The organism is Vannielia sp. ABF1_015, assembly GCF_056160745.1.
On the sequence record NZ_JBSWXT010000001.1, the window covers coordinates 441,568 to 461,042 of the forward strand.

A 19,475-nucleotide genomic window follows, 5' to 3' on the forward strand; every position below is an offset into this window, starting at 1 on the left:
CGTGGGGGCTGGCCCCCACTCCAACGCCTGTTCCTAAAAATCCAGATCGGCATAATGCGGCGGCGGCGGGAAGCCCGGCACCTGATCGGCCAGCAGCCCCCGAAAGGCGGGGCGGCTTTTGATCTTGGCGTACCAGTCCTTCACGTTCTCGCTCCGGTTCCAGTCCACATCGCTAATGTAGTCGAGCGCACTCAAATGCGCGGCGGCGGCAAAATCGGCCAAGGTCATCGCATCCCCCGCCAGCCAGCGCCGCTGATCCAGCAGCCAGCTCATGTAGTCGAGGTGATACTTGATCGCCTTCGCCCCCGCCTTCACGTTGCGGCTTTCCGGGTAGCCCGCACCGGTGACCTTCTTGTTCACCCGCTCATAGAGCAGGTTCGCGGTGACTTCGTGATGAAACTTGTCGTCAAACCACGCGCAAATCCGCCGCACCTCGTAGCGCCCCTCGGCATCCTTCGGCATCAGCGGCGGCTCTGGATTTTTCTCTTCGATGTATTCGCAAATCGGCTGGCTCTCGGCCATCATCACGCCGTTCATCCGCAGCACCGGCACCTTGCCCGCCGGGTTGCGGCGCAGGAAGTCGGGCTCCTGCTCCCAGTAGCGCTCTTCCACCAGCTCCACCTCAAGCCGTTTCTCGGCCATCACAAGGCGCACCTTCCGACAGAAGGGCGACAGCGGCACGTGGTACAGACGGTGGCTCATGAACTTCCCCGATATTCGTTAATGCCACCGTGATAACGCGGCCACCGGCCAACCTTCAATCCTCGAAACAGGCAGCCCGCCCATCGGCGGCAATCGTCGCCGCGCCATCGGCAATCCGCACGGCGCGTTTTCGCAGGGTGGCTGTGGGGCGCGAGGCGGAGCGCTTCTTGGGGTTGGGCAACACGACAGCAAGCAAGGCGCCCTGCATCGGCGTCAGATCACGGGGGGCCACGCCAAAGTAGTGATAGGCCGCCGCGTCGATGCCAAAGACACCCTCATCAAACTCCGCAATGTTGAGGTAAATCTCCAGCATCCGCCGCTTGCTCCACACCGCCTCGGCAGCGGGGGTGATCAAGGCCTCCAAGGCTTTGCGAAACCAGCTCCGGCCCTGCCACAGAAAAACGTTCTTCACCGTTTGCTGGCTGATCGTCGAAGCGCCCCGCGTGCCGCCGTCTTCCAGCGCGTCGCGGATCGCGTCCACGTCAAAGCCCCAATGCAGGCAGTAGTTGGCATCTTCGGCGGCCACCACGGCCCGCACTGCAGAGGGGGCCACCTCCTCAATGCCGATCCACTGCCGATCCACTTCGCCCAACCGGCGCTTTTCCGACCAGATCGTGTGCGTCGTCGGCGGGTCGATAAAGCTGTAAAGCAGCACCACGAGGAAGGTCAGCGCCACCGGCACCAACATAACCAGCAGCAGCCTGCGCCAAAACCAGCGCCACGCCCGACGCACCGCCGGCGGTTTCGCCTTCGCCTTCTTGCTCTTTCCAGAGCGCTTCTTTGCCGTTGCTGCGCGCGCCATCCCGTCTGCTATACGCCGCCGCCGCGCCTCAGAAAAGCCGTCAGGCAAAAAGCGCGGAAGCGTCACGCGCCCGCATCACCGGCCGGCTAACCCGCCCGTGCGCCCGCCCCACCCATTCGGGGAAGAGCGCGGCAAGCTCCGCCCTGGTCTCGCTGTCCGCGCTGGCAAACTCGCCGCCCGGGTCAAAACTCTCGGTTGGCACGCCCTCGGCCTCGATGATCTCATGGCCATCAAACATCAGGTGCAGATAGGTCACCTCGCGGCAGGGCATCAGGTGCACGCCGTCATGGCCGAGTAGGCTCTTGGCCGCCACCAGCACCTCATCCTCGCCAAAATACATCTGCGCCCGCCAGCCCTCGATCAAGATCCGATGCTGCTGCGACACAACCAGATCGCGCGTGTTGCCCAGCGTTCCGGCTGCAATCCGCACCGGCGCAAAGGCACCCGCTCCACCAATCCGCCGCTGGCCGACCCAGACAAGCGGTTGCAGGCCCTTGTCGCGCGTCATCACCAGATCGCCCGCCACAAGCTCTTCTGCCGGGCGCAACCCGCCCTCACAGGCAATCAGCGTGCCCGGCGTAAAGCACGGCGGCCCGAGATCATCCACATCCAGCGGACCCTGCCCGCTTACCCATGTGGAGCTGACAAAGGTGCCGTTCGCCAGCGCCTGCCCGTCCGTCGGGGTAAAGACCCGCCCGCCATCTGCGAGGTAAAAGGTAATCCCGGTGTAGGTTACATTGCCAACCCCGGCGACGTTGATCGTCACCGTATCGCCCGGGTAAGAGTTGGTCACATCGCTCCCGTTCACGCTGTCGCCGTTAAAACGGTCAACATCGCCATCGCCGTTGTTGTCGACGAGGTCCATCGTCACCCAGTTAACCGTTGCGCCCACAGAGGGCGGGTTGGCCGGGTCAAAAGTAAAAAACTGGTCTGTATACGTCGGCATCTCTGCTTCCACATGGATACCCGCCCCCACGGCGGTAACAGGATGAATGTGGCAGCCAAAAAGGGCATGGCGAGGGTAAGAACAGGGCGTTTCCGCCGCAATTGATCGAGCCCCCACACCAACGAAAAGGGGCAGCCAATGGCCGCCCCGATCTCGTCTTATCTGATGAAAACAGGCTCTATTCCGCCGGAACAGCACCTTCTTCCAAGGAAAGCGGATGGCTGAGATTGGCCAGCATCTCCTTGGGGCAAATCTGCACGAAGTGCGGCAACTCGCTCTCCCAATGCTGAAGGATCGACTCGGCCCTCCGGCTCTTGGTTTCCTTCAGATGGTTGGTCACCAGCTCATGAAGCTGCCGCTCCCAATGGTCCACCGTCACCGGATTGGTCACCAGCGTCTCCATGTTCATCATGTCATGCGCCTTGCCCTCCGGGTCGTAGAGATAGGCCATGCCGCCCGTCATCCCGGCACCAAAGTTGGCCCCGATGCTGCCGAGGATCACGGCCACGCCGCCGGTCATGTATTCACACCCGTTCGAGCCGCAGCCCTCGATCACCGTCTTGGCGCCCGAGTTACGCACCGCAAAGCGCTCGCCCGCCCGACCGGCGGCATACAGATAGCCGTCGGTCGCGCCATAGAGCACCGTGTTGCCGATGATCGTGTTCTCGCTGGCTTCCAGCGGGCTGCTCATGGTCGGGCGCACCACAATCGTGCCCCCGCTCAGGCCCTTGCCCACGTAGTCGTTGGCGTCACCCGCCACCTCCAGCTTGAGGCCGGGGGCGGCAAAGGCACCAAGCGATTGCCCGGCAGAGCCAGAGAGCTTCACCGTCAGGTGATCCGACAGGAAGGCGTTGCGCATGCCAAAATTCTGCACGATGTGGCTCGACGTGCGCGTGCCCACCGTCCGATGCGTGTTTTGCACCGCATACTGCAACTGCATCTTCTCGCCGTCCCGCAGGAAGCGCTTGGCATCCTGCACGATCTGCGCATCCAGCGTATCGGGCACCGGGTTACGCGGGCGTTCCTGAGTGTAATCCACCTTGTCCGCACCATCGACGCAGATCAGCAGCGGGTTCAGGTCAAGATCGTCCAGATGCGCCGAACCACGGCTCACCTGCCCGAGCAGATCGGCCCGGCCAATCACCTCGGCCAGCGACCGCGCACCGATAGAGGCCAGAATCTCCCGAACCTCCTGCGCGTAGAAGGTGATGAGGTTAACCACCTTGTCGGCATTGCCGGTGAACTTCTCACGCAGGTCATCGCGCTGGGTGCACACGCCAACCGGGCAGGTGTTGCTCTGGCACTGGCGCACCATGATGCAGCCCATGGCGATCAGCGCCGCGGTGCCAATGCCGTACTCCTCGGCCCCCATCATCGCGGCCATCACGATGTCACGGCCCGTGCGCAGCCCGCCGTCCGTCCGCAGGGTGATGCGGCTGCGCAGGTTGTTGAGCGAGAGCACCTGATGCGCCTCCGTCAGACCCATCTCCCAAGGCAGGCCGGCGTATTTGATCGAGGTCGCCGGAGAGGCCCCCGTGCCGCCATTATGCCCTGAAATCAGGATGTTGTCGGCCTTCGCCTTTGCCACGCCCGCCGCAATCGTGCCCACACCGGAGGAGGCAACGAGCTTCACCGTCACCTTCACCGTCGGGTTGATCTGCTTGAGGTCGTAGATCAGCTGCGCGAGGTCTTCGATCGAGTAGATATCGTGGTGCGGCGGCGGCGAAATCAGCGTCACCCCCTTGGTCGAGTGCCGCAGCCGGGCGATCAGGTCGGTGACCTTCATGCCGGGCAGCTGGCCACCCTCGCCGGGCTTGGCCCCCTGCGCCACCTTGATCTCAAGCTCTTCGCAGTGGTTCAGGTACTCCGCCGTCACGCCAAAGCGCCCCGAAGCCACCTGCTTGATCTTCGCGCTCGGGTTGTCGCCATTCGGCTCAGGCACAAAATGCGCCGGATCTTCGCCGCCCTCGCCCGAGTCACTCTTCGCGCCAATCCGGTTCATCGCCACGTTCAGCGTCTTGTGCGCCTCAGGGCTCAGCGCCCCGAGAGACATACCAGGCGTCACGAAGCGCTTGCGGATCGCCGTTACGCTCTCCACCTGCTCCACCGGAATCGCCTCGCCCAGCGGCTTGATCGCCAGCAGGTCGCGCAGGTGGATCGGCGGGTTGGCCTGCATCTTGGCGCTATACTGCTTCCAGATCTCAAACGAGCCCCGGTCACAGGCGCTCTGCATCAGGTGCATGCTCGACGCCTCCCACGCATGGGTCTCGCCCGAGCGCCGCGCCTTGTAGATGCCGCCCACCGGCAGCACCGGCGTTGCGCCTTTCAGCCAGCCCGCGGCGTGGATCTCTTCGGCCTTCTTCTGAATGCCGGGCACACCAATGCCGCTGATCCGGCTGGTCATGCCAGGGAAGAATTCCGCCACCATCGCCCGGCTCAGGCCCACGGCCTCAAAGTTCAAGCCGCCGCGATAAGACGAGATCACCGAAATCCCCATCTTCGACATGATCTTCAGCAAGCCCTGATCAATCGCCTCGCGGTATTTCTTCACCGCATCCGTCAGGCTCATGTCGAGCAGGCCCCGCTCGATCCGGTCGGCCAGCGAATCCTCGGCCAGATAGGCGTTCACAATCGTCGCGCCACAGCCGATGAGCACCGCAAAGTAATGCGGATCAAGGCACTCCGCCGAGCGCACGCCAAGCGAACAGAAGGTCCGCAGCCCCTTGGCCGTCAGCCCGCTGTGCACGGCACTGGTGGCAAGGATCATCGGCATGGCCACCTTGTCCTCGTCCGAATGCTGATCGGTCAGCACAATATGCCCGGCGCCCGAGCGCACCGCGTCCTGCGCCTCGGCCCGAATCCGCGCCAGCCCCTCCTGCAAGGCATTCGGCCCGCCATCGCGCGGGAAGGTACAATCAATCTCGCACATCTCCGCGTTGAAGTGCTTTACCAGCTCTTCAAACTGCGCATTGGCCACAAACGGGCTTTCCAGCACGATAATCTCGGTCTGGCTGCTGTCTTCATCCAGCACGTTCTTCAGGTTGCCGAAGCGCGTCTTCAGGCTCATCACCCGGTATTCACGCAAGCTGTCGATCGGCGGGTTCGTCACCTGGCTGAAATTCTGGCGGAAGAAGTGGCTCAGCGGGCGATACTTCTTGGACAGCACCGCAGAGGGCGTGTCATCACCCATGCTGGCAATCATTTCCTTGCCGTCCTCGGCCATCGGCGCGAGCACCTGCTCAAGGTCTTCAATCGAATAGCCCGCCGCGATCTGCCGCTTGCGCAGCTGGTCGCCGGCAAACAACGGCTGCGCCTCAATGCCCACCATCGCCTCGTCGAGATCGTTGATCTTGCCGACCCACTCGCCAAACGGCAACGCACGGGCAAGCTTGTCCTTGATCTCCACATCGTGGAACAGCAGGCCTTTCCTGGTGTCCACGGCAATCATCTGCCCCGGCCCAAGCGCGCCCTTTTCGCGCACGACAGACTCGTCAATCGTCACCATCCCGGCCTCGGAGCCTGCAATCAGCAGCCCGTCGCCGGTGACGACATAGCGCATCGGGCGCAGCCCGTTCCGGTCAAGCCCGGCGCACACCCAGCGGCCATCGGTCATCGCGAGCGCGGCGGGGCCGTCCCACGGCTCCATCACCGAGTTGCAGTAGCTGTACATGTCGCGCCACGCCTCGGGCAGCTCAACCGCCTGCTTGCTCCAGCTTTCGGGCACCAGCATCGTCTTGGCCATCGGCGCGGAGCGCCCGGCGCGCACCAGCACCTCGAACACCGCATCAAGCGCAGCGGAGTCAGAGGCTCCCTGCGGGCAGATCGGCTTGATGTCTTCCGCCATGTCCCCAAACGTGGACGAGGCCATGCGGATCTCGTGGCTCTTCATCCAGTTCAGGTTGCCCTTGATGGTGTTGATCTCACCGTTATGCGCCAGCATCCGGAACGGCTGGGCCAGCCACCACTGCGGGAAGGTGTTGGTGCTGTAGCGCTGGTGATAGATCGCAAAGGTGCTCTCAAAGCGCTCGTCCATCAGGTCGGGGTAAAACTCGGCCACCTGCTCGGCCAGCATCATGCCCTTGTAAATGATGCTGCGGCAGCTCAGCGAGCAAACGTAGAAGGCCGGCAGGCTCGCCGCCTGCGCCGCCTTCTCGATCCGGCGGCGAATAACATAAAGCTCGCGCTCAAACGTCTCCTCGTCCACATCCTTGATGTTCGAAATCAGGATCTGCTCGATCTCGGGGCGCGTCGCATTGGCCTTCTCGCCAAGGCAGGTGATGTCCACCGGCACGTGTCGCCAGCCATAAATGTAATAGCCCATCCGAAGCACCTCGGCCTCAACGATGGTCCGCGCCCGCTCCTGCGCACCAAAGTCGGTGCGCGGCAAAAACACCTGACCAACGGCGATCAGCTTCTCCTTGTCCGGTACATGCCCAGTGCGCTCGATCTGGTCGTAGAAGAAGCTCACCGGAATCTGCACATGGATGCCCGCGCCATCGCCCGTCATGCCATCGGCATCCACCGCGCCGCGGTGCCAAATCGCCTTCAGCGCCTCGATCCCGTTTTCCACCACCTGGCGGCTCGGCTTTCCGTCGATCGAAACAACCAGCCCGACCCCGCAAGAGCTTTTCTCTTCGCTCTCGTGATACATGCCATTTTCGCTGAGCCACTCGCGTTGCTGCGTGTGCTGCGCAGCCCAGGCCTCATCATACTTGGTCATGGTGGTCTCCTTCACTGGCTCACAGGCGGCAAGAGGCTCGCCTGCAGCGCGTTACATCCGTAGCGGGGCCGAAAATCGTCAAACCCCTTTTCGCCGGGAAAGATGAACTCCCGCGGCGTGTTATCTTCCTGCCAGCGCTCCGCGCCGTCGAAGTAGCTCTCCTGCCCAAGCATAAAGAGCCGCTCATCTTCAAAAACGTATTGCTTGCCCTCGGCGGCAAAGATCAGCTCGCCGGCCTCGTCGCGGGTCTCGGAGGAAACGTTGACGGTTTTCAGCGTCACCCCGTCAATCACCTCGGTCTTGCCGGTGGCCACATCGCGGCCCCGGGTGTTGAGCTTCATCACCTCGTCGCCGGTTTGCTCAATGGTGGTAAAGTCGTAGCTGTCCTGCCCCGTTTCCAGCAGCTCAGAAATGCTGATCGGGTCGGGGCCCGGCTCATAAAGCCGCTCGGTGGTGCCGGTGTTGAAGTAAAAGGCATCCACCCACTGAAACTCGCGGTCATAGACATGCAGGCTCGAAGGCCCGTCGATGTCGTGAGACACCTCCCAAGTGGTGCCCTCGGGGGCATCTTCGCAGCGCCAGTAGTGAGACACAGTGCACGCCCGGGTGTGAACCGTCAGAAACCCCGCGCAGCCCTCGGGCGGGCTGGTTGATTGCGCCACGGCACTGCCCGCCGCAAATGCAGCGAGGGTGAGGGGCAGGAGTGTCGCAATGATCTTCACGGGGTCTTAACTCTTTCGCGGCTCTGGGTCAGCTTGGCTGTCCTTTGGGGGTGTTGAGGGGTGGCAAGGTGTTGCGTCACCAAGGCTGACCTTTAACACTTGTCGTGTGCATGGCCTGTGCATCACTTGTGCATCAGTTGTGCCTGTGACCTTTTGCCTTTTCGCCCCTTATTCTGCAGCCACCGCACGGGCGGCATCGAACTTCTCAAGGATCGCCTCGGCGGCCTCCCGACCATCGCGGATCGCCCATACAACAAGGCTCGCGCCCCGCTGAATGTCGCCCACCGCATAGACGTTTTCCATCGGCGTCTCATGGGTCAGGAAATCAGCCTTCACAGTGCCCCAGCGCGTCACCTGAAGCTCGGGCTGATCCCAGAGTTTCGGCAATTCTTCCGGCTCAAAGCCCAGCGCCTGAATGACCAGATCGGCCTTTTCCACATAGTCCGAACCTTCAATGAGTTCCGGGCTTTGGCGGCCGCTGGCATCGGGAGCACCAAGGCGCATCTTCTGCACCATCACGCCTTCAACAACCTCTTCGCCGGTGAAGCCCTTGGGCGCCGAAAGCCAGACGAATTCCACGCCCTCTTCCTCGGCATTGGCCACCTCGCGCTGAGAGCCGGGCATATTGGCCCGGTCCCGGCGATACAGGCACTTCACGCTCTTCGCGCCCTGCCGGATCGAGGTGCGCACACAGTCCATCGCCGTGTCGCCCCCACCGATGACAACCACGTTCTTGCCTTCGGCGTTCAGCGTCCCGTTCTCGTAGTCCTCGACCGTGTCACCAAAGCTCTTCTTGTTAGAAGCCGTAAGGAAATCAATGGCTTTCACGATACCCTTGGCCCCCACGCCGGGCGCCTGCAGCTCGCGCGTCTTGTAAACGCCGGTGGCAATGATCACCGCGCCGTGGGCCTTCTGGATCTCCTCAAAAGAGATATCCTCGCCCACGTTGCAGTTGAGCTTGAAGGTCACGCCGCCGTCTTCCAGCTGCTTGTTGCGGCGCATCACCACGTCCTTCTCCAGCTTGAAGCCGGGGATGCCGTAGGTCAGCAGGCCGCCCGCACGGTCGTAACGGTCATACACCGTCACCTGCACACCCGCGCGCCGCAGCATGTCTGCCGCCGCCAGCCCGCCCGGGCCCGCGCCGATGATACCCACGCTCTCTTCGCGTTCCTGATGCGGCTTCGGCGGCTCAACCCAGCCATTTTCCCAAGCGGTATCAGTGATGTACTTCTCGACAGAGCCAATGGTCACGGTGCCGTGGCCGCTCATCTCGATCACGCAGTTGCCTTCGCACAGCCGGTCCTGCGGGCAAATGCGACCACAAATCTCGGGGAAGGTGTTGGTGGCCTGGCTCAGCTCATAGGCTTCTTTCAACCGGCCCGTCGCGGTGAGTCGCAGCCAGTCGGGGATGTTGTTGTGCAGCGGGCAATGGCTCTGGCAGTAGGGCACGCCACACTGGCTGCACCGACTCGCCTGCGCCTCGGCGCGCTCCGCCGCAAACTCTGCGTAAATCTCTTTGAAATCATTCGAGCGTACATTGGCCTCCCGCTTCTCGGGCATCTGGCGTTCTAGCTCGACGAATTTCAGCATGGGCTGCTTGGCCATGACGTCTCCTTCACTGTCCCCGCCTCCCTACCACGCGGGGCGGGGGGAATAAAAGTCAACTGAGCTGACCTATTTTTGCGATTTTGGATACCTTCGCTGCGCGATAGGTGTCAACTCCCTAGATTTTGTGTAAGTAGAGTTTACCTATTTTCCCGCTTCCCTCTGTCTGCCTGTTGTATAGGCTGCGGCAAAACCAAACGGGCGGGCTGAAATGGAACTTTGGCAGTTACTAGTTGTTGCGATAATTCAAGGGGTTACGGAGTTTTTGCCAATCTCCTCCTCGGGCCACCTCATCCTTTTGCCGGGCCTTACCGGCATGGAGGATCAAGGGCAGGTTATTGATGTGGCAGTCCATGTCGGCACCCTTTTTGCCGTCATCCTCTACTTCCGCACCGATGTCGCCGCCGCCGCCGCAGGCACCCTCCGCCTCGCCCGTGGCCGCATCGACACGCCGGGCGCCCGCCTCGCATGGCTGCTCATTCTGGCAACGATTCCCGTCATCCTCTTTGGCCTCGCGCTCAAACTCACCGGCCTCGATGATCAACTGCGCTCCGTTGCCGTGATCGGCTGGACAATGCTCATCTTCGGCCTCGTCCTCTATTGGGCCGACCAGAAGGGCCCGGAAACCAAGGAAGATTCAGACTGGAACCTGAAAGACGCCCTCATCATGGGCCTCTGGCAGGCCGTCGCCCTAATCCCGGGCACCTCCCGTTCCGGCATCACCATCACCGCCGCCCGCAGCCTTGGCTACAAGCGCGAGGACGGGGCGAAACTGGCGATGCTGATGTCGATCCCCACCATCGCCGCTTCGGGCATTCTGTTGGGTGCAGAGGTGGCCGCCAACGCCGATGCTCAGGTTGCCAAAGACGCCGCAATCGCCGCGCTCTTCGCCTTCCTCTCGGCCCTTCTGGCATTGGCGCTGATGATGCGCCTGCTGCGCTCGGTCAGCTTCACGCCCTACGTGATTTACCGGGTGGTGTTCGGCCTGTTCCTGCTGTGGTGGGCTTACGCTTAAGCCTTCAGCTTACCGGCCGATTCCTTGATCGCGTCATATTGGCCGGAGGGGCGGAATTTCCACATGTAATCAGGGAGTTCAGCTTCCATCGGGGTCGGCTGAATATCCAGCGCCTCAAAGCCCGTGGCCCCCTCGCCGACCACATTGTCAACGCTCAGGCTTTTGACCTGATCGCGGTTGATGAGGCTGTTGGTAAAGAGCCCGCCCGTGAGGGTTTGCGCAAGATCGAGCGAACCAGCCAGAAGCCGTGCAACAAAGGTTGGCTGCGCAATCAGGATCTTCTTGCGCCGGATGATCTTCAGCACCTTTTCCACAAGCGCCCGGATGGTCAGCACCTCCGGCCCGCCAAGCTCGTAAATGCCCGGTGCCGCCTCGCCCAGCGCGGCTTTTTCCGCCGCTGCGGCCACGTCATCCACGAAGACAGGCTGCACTTTGGTGCCCGCGCCGATCACCGGCATCACCGGCCCGAAGCGCGACATTGAGGCGTAGAGGTTGATGAAGCCGTCTTCCGGCCCGAACATTAGCGAAGGCCGCAGAATCACGGCGTCTTCAAAGGCCTCACGAACGGCCGCCTCTCCTTCGCCCTTGGTCCGGTAATAATCGCTCGGCCCATCCGCATCGGCCCCGATGGCCGATACGTGCACAAATCCCTCAACGCCCTGCTCCGCCGCGATCCGCGCGATCCGGCCAGCGCCATCGACATGCACGGCGTCCATGTTGTTCTTGCCATAGGTGCCACCGACACCCACGCAGTTGATCACAAGATCAGCACCCTGCATCGCCTGCGCCACCGAAGCGTCATCACGGATGTTACAGAAGATCGGCTCAACCTGGCCGACAACGCCATAGGGCCGCAAAAAGCCCGCTTCATTGGGCCTGCGCACCGCAGCCCGCACCCGCCATCCCTGCTTGGCCAGCCGGCGGGCAATGTAGCGCCCCAGAAAGCCGGAACCGCCGTAGATGGTAACGAGTTTCGACATGTCGGATGTCTCCCTTACTGGCTGAAATGCTGATAACTTCCCGAGCCTCGCACGGCAAGGCGCGATTGGACGCACAGGAGTGGTTGACAGCCCCTCGCAGCACATATATCTGCCGCCCTCACGACACCTGCCCAGGTGGCGGAATTGGTAGACGCGCCAGCTTCAGGTGCTGGTATTCGCAAGGATGTGGAGGTTCGAGTCCTCTCCTGGGCACCATTGACCCCGCCAAAGGTCAGCCAGAATCAACACATTGTAGAGCTTGTAGACGTACCCGGCGCTCATTCATGCCGCAGTAGGGTAGCTGAATTCTGACTCCCCTAAGCGATTCGAGCATTGGCGATACCCCTGCGTGCCACCAAATGGTCTTGAGCCAGCGGCGAGGAGCGCTGATATATATTAATCCTCACGCGGGTTCCGGTCGTCACCCGGCTTAGCGCGAGCGCGCTCAGGACAGCGCCCACTCCAGTGGCGCGGCTTACGGTCTTCAATGTCAGGCTGTCGCCTCGGAGCGTACCGCAGACCACCACAGGCAAGTGCTCGATCACCAACCGAACGATGAGCCCGTTCAGAGCCGTTGTCACCAGAGCAAGAGCGATAATGGAGTGCCCAGCGGCGTAATGAATTCCGTTGGCCAGTTCTTCTTATAGTGTGCCGCGGCCAAAAGTGCCTGACGGCGCAACACTCTATCGTGGCGCGGAACTCAGCTTGTAGGCCTGAAGCTCGGTAGCCGACAGCCTCCGGCGCATATCGTGCTGGATCTTGCGCTGCCGGAGCGTCGGAATTTGCCAGTCAGGCAAGTGCGTTGGAAGGTGTTTCCCCGTGAGGTATTCGACGGGAGGTCGCTGGGTGTTGCTCAGGACGCGATGGACACTTTTGGGTTGGCCTCGTTCAGTTGGAAGCGGTCGACTTCGCAATCAAGCGCCGGCTTGTGGAGTTCCCCACCCCACGCACAGCCATTGACAGCATTTACTTATTTTAATAATTATTACGGCAACTACAAGGGGAGGGGCCGAAGGTGGATCAACAGGGGCGCTCAGACGAGGCGATTGAAACGATCAAGATCCCAGCCACTGACATCGATGTCGCCTATGAGGCAGACGTCGTAGTTGTCGGCGCTGGCCCGGCAGGCTTCGGATCTGCGCTAAAAGCGGCCCGGATGGGGGCGAAGGTCGTCATTATCGACAAGCTCGATATGCCCGGCGGAGTTCACACATCAGGCCTTCAGGGTCACGCCGCTGAAGGCATCGGTGGCATCCACACCGAACTGATGGAGCGCTTTGCTGCCCACGGCTACATATACCGCGCCGATGCCACGACCCATGCAGACTGGGCCGGCAACCCTCTGTCGCACTACGAACGCCGCAAGACCCCAGGCGATGATTTTACCCGTCTTTCTTTCAATCCCGAAGGCTCCGGCAGCGTGATGGCGCAGATGCTCCATGAGGCTGGTGCGGTGGCACTCTACGATACCCGCTTTGTAGACTGCATCATTGAACAGTGCGTAGGCGACGCCACGATCGCGGCCATCGTCGTCGAAAACAACAGTGGCCGATTCGCGATCTCGGGCCGGGTTTTCATTGACGGCTCGGGCACCGGTTTGCTCGCAGCGAGAGCCGGCGTTCCCTATGTTTCCGGCGGTGGCGGGCAGCCGGAGGGCACCGACTGGGACGGGGTGAATCGCCCCGTGCCCGGCGGCTTGCTTTGGACCATGCACGGCATAGACCTGCCGGCCCTCGTCCGCCACCAAGAGCAGGCCAGCGACCCCTTATTGGAGAAAGCGATCGCCGAGGCGCGGGCCGCGGGCGACATTCCCGAAGGCCTCTACCGCCCGACCATGAAGGGCGAGAACGTCTACGCCAGCATGTATATCGGCCATCCCACGCTTGACATGAGTCCAATGGCTGCAGAGGGAACCTACTGCCTGTGGCAGAACGTGCCCTACGAGCTTGGCCTGCACATGGATGAGAGCGGTGAGCACAACTCTCTGGCGATGCGGTTGCTGCGCGGCTACGTGGATGCAGAAGCCCGCTTCCTGAAGAAATACGTCCCCGGTTTCGAGGCCGCCACCATCGGCAACGTCGGACGATTCGTGGGCGTGCGCGACGGGCGCCACCCTGTCGGCGAGCACGTCTTCTCGCTCGAAGATGCGCGCGCGGGCACCGAGTTCGCCGATGCCGTCACCGAGCCAATGACCAAGCCGTTCTATTGGGACAAATACAAGCCCTACACGTTCACCGTGCCCTACCGAAGCTTCCTGCCCAAGAAGGTGGGTAACCTTCTGCTTTCGGGGGCCTCGCTCTCGTTCACCTACGAGACGCTCTTCATGGTAATGCGCAACTTCCCTTGGTCCACGCTTACCGGCGAGATCGCAGGCTTCGCCGCCGCCCGCTGCATCGAGAAGAACATCGGCCCGAAGGAGCTCGACTGGACGGCACCCTACGGGCCGGGCGGCTGAGCGGGAGGGTTGGTTAGATGCGGGTGGTTGACGGGCAGGCCGACGAGCACTTCGAGCAAGCTTCCCAGTTCGGCGAGCGCCGGGGCTTCTGGTGTGGCTTGCAGCTCTGCGGTCCGGGCCTCGATCAGCCGTCCCACGCGCATGGCGGCCTGCCTGCCCTCCGGGGTGAGCGACACCTGCGCCCGTCTCTGGTCCGTGCCCGAGGCGGTGCGCTCGACAAGCTCCAGCTTGGTGAGTTCGTTGAGCACACGGCTCACGTTGGGCGGCTGCATGAAGGAGCGCAAGGCAAGCTCGGACGGCTCCAAAAAGGGCTCGTCATAGAGGTTGCGCAGCACGCGCCACTGCCGCTCGGAAATGCCCGCTGCCCGGAACAGCGGGCGATAGAGCTGCATGATAGCCTCGCGCGCGCGCAGCAACCTTACCGGCAGCGCCTCTGCGAGACCGGTCGCGGGCATCCAGGCCTCCGTCTCGGTCGCGCTTGCCGCGCTACCGGTTGCGAGGTCGGAACTGTTGGGATTGAACGCAGTCACTGGCAGCCTCGAGACAAGTTGATTGGGGCACGCAAATACGGGCCTAACCGTGTTATCCGAAACACCACATCCAATCAACTTATGATAATAATTATTATGGCAAGTATTTTGAATTCTGCGCGCAGACCGGGCGCATGCAACCGGGCGAGAGCGCGATGATCCGGCTGATAGGGTTGCTCGACACCGTGCTCATGGTCATCGCCACGGCGGTTTTGACCCTGATGTTGGGCCATGTCACGCTGGAAGTCGTTCTGCGCCTGTCCGGCGTGAACGCGCAGCTGCAAACGATCACCTTCGTCTCGGCCTGGTACATGGTTGCGCTGGTCTTCTGCGCCCTGCCTTGGGCCGAGGGGCGGGAAGGGCACATCAGCGTCGATGCCTTTACCTCGCTGCTGCCAGACTCGCTTCGCCGCGCGATGTCGCGGGTGTTCAACGGCGTCACGGCGCTCTGCCTCGGCTTCCTGGCCTGGCTCTCCACCGCGCAGGCCTGGGATAAGACGCTCGATGGCGAAATCTGGGAGACCTCGACGGGCTACTTTCTGGTCTGGCCGGGGCGCTGGACCGTCGCGCTCGCCTTCGCCGTTCTGACCCTGCGCTACACGCTGCGCTGCCTTGGCAGCCAGGGGGCGGATGCACCCGCCGAGTGGAGGGCCTGAAATGGATGGGCTCTGGATCGGCTTTGCGGGCTTCGGCGTCGTTCTGCTGCTGGTCGCGCTGGAGTTTCCGGTCGGGGTGGCGCTCGGCCTCGTCGGGGCCGTGGGGATCTACATGCAGATCGGCTATCGCCCGATGGTCGGCATCCTAGAGACGACGCCTTTCGAGTTCACCGCAAGCTGGTCGCTCTCGGCCATTCCGCTCTTTCTTCTCATGGGCAGCGTGATCCAGCGCTCCGGGCTGGCCGGGCACGTTTACAACTCGGCCCGCCTCTGGATGGGTACGCTCCCCGGCGGTCTGGCCGTCGCCACCAACGTGGCGTCGGCGGGCTTTGCCGCCATGTCGGGTTCCAGCATGGCCACCGCGGCTGCGATGGCACGCCTCTCGGTGCCGGAGATGCTGCGTGCCGGATACAACCGCAAGCTAGCTTCCGGATGCGTGGCGAGCGCAGGCACCCTTGGCGCGCTGATCCCGCCCAGCATCCTGATGATCCTCTACGCGATCTTCGCCGAGGTCTCGATTGCCAAGATGCTCGTCGCCGGCATCCTTCCCGGGCTGCTGACGCTGGCGGTCTACATCGCCATGATCATGCTCCTCAGCTGGCGTGATCCGGCCCTAGCGCCGGGCCTCGCCACCCGCGCCAGCCTGCGCGAAAGGGTTGCAAGCCTCGCCCCCGTCTGGCCGTTGCCGCTGATCTTCTTCGGCGTGCTGGGCGGCATCTACGGCGGCATCGTCACGGCGACCGAAGCGGCAGCGCTTGGCGTGCTCCTGTCGCTCTTTGCGGCGCTGCTGGCCGGTGGCTTCTCGTGGCGCCTCATTGCCGGCTCGCTGATGGAGACGCTGGGCAGCACCGCGCGGATTTTCTTTGTCGCCATGGGCGCGATCATCTTCACCAAGTTTCTCGCTCTTACGGGCATCTCGACCACGCTGGGCCGCAGCTTTTCGGGCTTCGCCGACAACTACCTGCTGCTCGTGCTTGCCGCCTCGCTTCTCTTTCTGGTCCTTGGCATGTTTCTCGATCCGCTTGGCGTGATGCTCATCAGCCTGCCGATCATCCTGCCGGTCTTCAAAGCCGTCGACGCAGACCTGATCTGGCTCGGCGTCATCGTGGTGAAATACATCGAGATCGGCCTGTTGACTCCGCCCGTGGGCCTCAACGTCTACGTCGTGAAAAGCGCACTCGGAGGCGAGGTGCCTCTGGGCGACATCTTTCGCGGGGTGACGTGGTTTCTGGTCTGCGAGGTCATCATCATGGCCCTGCTCATCGGCTTTCCTGAAATCTCACTGGTCCTGGCCAACGGGCTGGGTGTCTGACACATCGCAAGGGAGGAAACTATGCGTTTCAGATTGAGGACTTACCTGGCCGCCGCGCTCGCGCTGGCCTTGACGGCTCCGGGCTTGCAGGCACGCGACCTGCGCTACGCGGCCTTCGTCGGCACCCAGCATCCCTCACTGAATGCCTCGCTCGAACCTATGTTCGAGCGGCTGCGCGAGGCCACCGACGGCGAGCTGAACTTCACCGTCTTTCCGCTCGGCCAATTGCTCGGTGCCCGAGCGATCCTCGAGGGGATCGAGGACGGCATCGCGGATGGGGGCATGGTGGTGCCGCACTGGTATCCCTCCGATATCCCCTCCGTCGTGAACTACGCCAACATGGCGGTCTACGGCACCGATCCCTTCGCCATCGCCGGCGCGGTCAGCGAGGCGATGCTGCTCAACTGCCCGAGCTGCGTGGAGGAATATGCCGAGGCCGGCGCTCGGATTCTCGGGGCCTATTCCACCACGCCCTTCGTGCTGCAATGCACCACGCCCGTGGCCTCGCTCGCCGATCTTGACGGCTTGCGGGTCAAGACGACCGGAATCATGGGGCCTCGTCTCGAGCGCCTCTCGGCCGTTCCCTCCAACATTCCGTCCCCTGAGATGGCGGAAGGGCTGCAGCGCAACCAGCTGGATTGCGTGCTGGCTTCGATGGACTGGTATTCCTCCTACGGTCTTGAGGGCATCGTAACCGACATCACCGAGGCGCCGCTGGGCACCGTGCGGGGCATGTCGCTGATGGCCTTCAGCACCGAAACCTGGAACGACCTCTCCGAAGAGCACCGCGACTTAATGCTGCGCGAAATCACTTATGCGGTCGCCGATATGATGATTGGGCAGGAAGCCCTTGCCCAAGTTTCGCGCGACAAGGCCGAGGCACAGGGTGTCACCTTCCACAAGGGAGACGACACGCTCGCCGATGCCCTGGCGCCGTCCGCCGTGGATGAGGAGCTGATCGCCGCCTATGCCGCCGACATCGGGCTGGAAGGCTACGCCGAGCAGATCGAGGCATTCAGGACAGCGCTGGCCAAGTGGGAGGGGATCGTCGCCGACACCGGGCATGACCGCGAGGCCTTCGCGCAGGCCCTCTACGACGAGGTTTACAGCAAGCTCGACTGACGCAAAGGGTGTGGCGGCAATTTTTCTCGAAACGCAAAAGCTGATACTCGCTTTTCGGCCTTATCACGGGAAGTCGCTGCCACTAGCCTGATCCAACAGCCAGCATTCCCGGGGAGGAGAAATGCAGCTCACAGATGCCGAGAAGGCCATGCGCGACGGCGAAAAAGGCCCTGCCGTTGCCCGCGCGATGGACTTGCTCACCCGATACGGCGAGGCGCTCGGTGCCGAGCGCTTGGTAGAGACCCGCAATGTTGCGGGCGCCTACAACGCCTCGACGCCCTCTGTGCGCGCCCTCGCCGAGGAGGGCTTCGACAAGGTCTTCTCAGAGCTGAACCTCGACAGTGACGAGGTCGTGGACGTACCGCGTATGGCGGTGCCCACCTGCCAACTGATCACCGGCATCGACCTCGACAACCACGAACTCCAAGGCGCCGACCCGGCGCTGGTGGAGATGCAGCGTGCGGGCGAGAAGTACCTTGGTAAGCGCGGCGTCAACATGATGTGCACCTGCACGCCCTATCAGGTCGGCAACGTGCCGGTGCAGGGCGAGCATTGCGCCTGGATGGAAAGCTCTGCGGTGATCTACTGCAACTCGGTGCTGGGCGCGCGCACCAACGTCGAGGGCAAGGAGAGCACCGGCGCCGCAGGGCTGACTGGCCGCATCCCATACTGGGGCCTGCACCTGCCCGAGAACCGCCACGCCAACCGGCTGATCCGGGTAGAGACCGAGGTGGACGACATGGCCGACTGGGGCGTGCTCGGCTATTTCACCGGCTTCGAGGTGGAAGAGAACAAGCCCGCATTCGATGGCCTCACCCATCTGCCCGACCTCATGAAGCTGAAGCACTTCGGCGCCGCCGCCGCGTCATCGGGCGGGGTGGAGATGTATCACATGCCGGGGATCACCCCCGAGGCGCCGACGATGGACGCAGCCTTTGGCGGGGCCGACCGGCCCGAGGCGATCGTCTTCGGCGAGGCCGAAAAGCGGCGGACATGGGCGCGGCTGCAAAATGCCACCGATCGCAAGCTCGATTTCGTCATGCTGGGCTGCCCGCACAACTCGATTGAGCAGATGTCGCTGGTGGCCGAGTTGCTTGATGGGCGGAAGATCCACCCCGACACAGCGCTTTGGGTGCATACTCCCCGGGCCATCCGGCAGATCGCGGATCGCTCCGGCTACACCGATATCATCCGTGCCGCTGGCGGTGAGGTCATGTCGGATACCTGTCCTTCGATTTCGCGGCGGATGCCCAAGGGCGTGCGCGTCATCGCCACCGACAGCGCCAAACAGGCGCACTATCTGCCCGCCATCGGCAAGGTGCAGGGCTGGTTCGGCTCGGTCCAACAATGCGTCGACAGCGCCGTGGCGGGCGAGTGGTTGGGGGTGGTGCAATGACCACGACCCGCCCCCGCACCGTGACGCTCCGCGGCCGCAAGGTGGTGGGCGGCAAGGCCCGCGCCGAGGCGCTGGTGACGCGTCAGACCATCTCGGGTTGGGGCGGGATCAACGAGCGCGACGGCTCGGTGATCGAACTGCACCACGAGCTGAACGGGCAGAGCTTTGCTGGCAAGGTGCTGGTTTTTCCAGGCGCCAAGGGCTCGTCGGGCTGGTCGGCCTATTTCCACATGTGCCGCCTGAATGGCACCGCCCCCGCGGCGATGATCGTTACACGGATGACCACCAAGATCGCGCTCGGCGCGGTGGTGACACGGGTGCCTACGGTGACGGACCTCGATGGCGACCCCTTCGAGCTTATCGAAACCGGCGATGTGGTGGAGGTCGATGCCGATGCGGCCAGCGTGACCATCATCAAGCCGCCGGGCTGAGAAAATACCGGACCGGCGCGCCTGGGAGGGTGCTGCGCCGGATACGCCGGACCAATGGGGCAGACCCGCCCCGCACAACAA

The 19,475-nt window shown here is 62.9% G+C and carries 15 protein-coding genes and 1 tRNA gene; 8 read left to right on the forward strand and 8 right to left on the reverse strand.

All coding sequences use genetic code 11. The features are described from left to right. Positions 1 to 33: 33 nt before the first annotated feature. The 6 genes from fzlA to ACXAG6_RS02260 form a co-directional block, all read right to left on the reverse strand. Positions 34 to 702, reverse strand: coding sequence for an FtsZ-binding protein FzlA (gene fzlA, locus ACXAG6_RS02235; RefSeq protein WP_140012424.1), 669 nt, complete (start codon positions 700 to 702; stop codon positions 34 to 36). Positions 703 to 757: 55 nt separating this feature from the next. After that, positions 758 to 1,504, reverse strand: a complete 747-nt coding sequence (gene mtgA, locus ACXAG6_RS02240) for a monofunctional biosynthetic peptidoglycan transglycosylase (RefSeq protein WP_475334605.1) — start codon at positions 1,502 to 1,504, stop codon at positions 758 to 760. A gap of 40 nt (positions 1,505 to 1,544) precedes the next feature. Beyond that, a complete protein-coding gene (locus ACXAG6_RS02245) occupies positions 1,545 to 2,450 on the reverse strand; it encodes a Hint domain-containing protein (RefSeq protein ID WP_475334606.1) in 906 nt (301 codons plus the stop codon). A gap of 178 nt (positions 2,451 to 2,628) precedes the next feature. After that, on the reverse strand, positions 2,629 to 7,170 hold the full coding sequence (gene gltB, locus ACXAG6_RS02250; RefSeq protein WP_475334608.1) for a glutamate synthase large subunit: 4,542 nt from the start codon (positions 7,168 to 7,170) through the stop codon (positions 2,629 to 2,631). A gap of 11 nt (positions 7,171 to 7,181) precedes the next feature. Beyond that, positions 7,182 to 7,892, reverse strand: a complete 711-nt coding sequence (locus ACXAG6_RS02255) for a hypothetical protein (protein ID WP_475334610.1) — start codon at positions 7,890 to 7,892, stop codon at positions 7,182 to 7,184. Between the two features lie 168 nt (positions 7,893 to 8,060). After that, a complete protein-coding gene (locus ACXAG6_RS02260) occupies positions 8,061 to 9,497 on the reverse strand; it encodes an NAD(P)-dependent oxidoreductase (protein ID WP_475334612.1) in 1,437 nt (478 codons plus the stop codon). A gap of 211 nt (positions 9,498 to 9,708) precedes the next feature. Here ACXAG6_RS02260 and ACXAG6_RS02265 point away from each other — a divergent pair, with 211 nt between their 5' ends. Then, positions 9,709 to 10,512, forward strand: a complete 804-nt coding sequence (locus ACXAG6_RS02265; protein WP_475334615.1) for an undecaprenyl-diphosphate phosphatase — start codon at positions 9,709 to 9,711, stop codon at positions 10,510 to 10,512. Here ACXAG6_RS02265 and ACXAG6_RS02270 read toward each other — a convergent pair. Further along, positions 10,509 to 11,492 (reverse strand): complex I NDUFA9 subunit family protein, encoded by a 984-nt coding sequence (locus ACXAG6_RS02270; RefSeq protein ID WP_475334616.1) that lies wholly within the window; start codon positions 11,490 to 11,492, stop codon positions 10,509 to 10,511. The two genes, ACXAG6_RS02265 and ACXAG6_RS02270, sit on opposite strands and share 4 nt — an antisense overlap. 129 nt (positions 11,493 to 11,621) lie before the next feature. On the opposite strand from ACXAG6_RS02270, the gene ACXAG6_RS02275 reads away from it, so the two are divergent. Continuing rightward, a tRNA-Leu gene (locus ACXAG6_RS02275) sits at positions 11,622 to 11,708 on the forward strand. 799 nt (positions 11,709 to 12,507) lie between these two features. Then, positions 12,508 to 13,947, forward strand: a complete 1,440-nt coding sequence (locus ACXAG6_RS02280) for an FAD-dependent oxidoreductase (RefSeq protein WP_475334619.1) — start codon at positions 12,508 to 12,510, stop codon at positions 13,945 to 13,947. Here the strand turns inward: ACXAG6_RS02280 and ACXAG6_RS02285 are convergent. After that, the gene (locus ACXAG6_RS02285) at positions 13,929 to 14,402 is read right to left on the reverse strand and encodes a MarR family transcriptional regulator (RefSeq protein WP_475334621.1); all 474 of its coding nucleotides are present in this window, start codon (positions 14,400 to 14,402) and stop codon (positions 13,929 to 13,931) included. The genes ACXAG6_RS02280 and ACXAG6_RS02285 overlap by 19 nt on opposite strands. Positions 14,403 to 14,632: 230 nt before the next feature. Between ACXAG6_RS02285 and ACXAG6_RS02290 the strand changes: the two genes are divergently transcribed. The 5 genes from ACXAG6_RS02290 to ACXAG6_RS02310 all read left to right on the forward strand — a co-directional run bounded on the left by ACXAG6_RS02290 (position 14,633) and on the right by ACXAG6_RS02310 (position 19,394). Beyond that, the gene (locus ACXAG6_RS02290; protein ID WP_475334623.1) at positions 14,633 to 15,133 is read left to right on the forward strand and encodes a TRAP transporter small permease; all 501 of its coding nucleotides are present in this window, start codon (positions 14,633 to 14,635) and stop codon (positions 15,131 to 15,133) included. 1 nt (position 15,134) lies between these two features. Beyond that, positions 15,135 to 16,445, forward strand: coding sequence for a TRAP transporter large permease (locus ACXAG6_RS02295; RefSeq protein WP_475334625.1), 1,311 nt, complete (start codon positions 15,135 to 15,137; stop codon positions 16,443 to 16,445). A 21-nt stretch (positions 16,446 to 16,466) separates the two neighbouring features. Then, complete coding sequence (gene dctP, locus ACXAG6_RS02300) at positions 16,467 to 17,567, forward strand: TRAP transporter substrate-binding protein DctP (RefSeq protein ID WP_475334628.1); 1,101 nt, start codon at positions 16,467 to 16,469, stop codon at positions 17,565 to 17,567. Between the two features lie 121 nt (positions 17,568 to 17,688). After that, complete coding sequence (locus ACXAG6_RS02305; RefSeq protein ID WP_475334630.1) at positions 17,689 to 18,963, forward strand: aconitase X; 1,275 nt, start codon at positions 17,689 to 17,691, stop codon at positions 18,961 to 18,963. Further along, a complete protein-coding gene (locus ACXAG6_RS02310) occupies positions 18,960 to 19,394 on the forward strand; it encodes an aconitase X swivel domain-containing protein (protein ID WP_475334633.1) in 435 nt (144 codons plus the stop codon). Before ACXAG6_RS02305 ends, ACXAG6_RS02310 begins: the two co-directional genes overlap by 4 nt. Positions 19,395 to 19,475 lie beyond the last annotated feature (81 nt).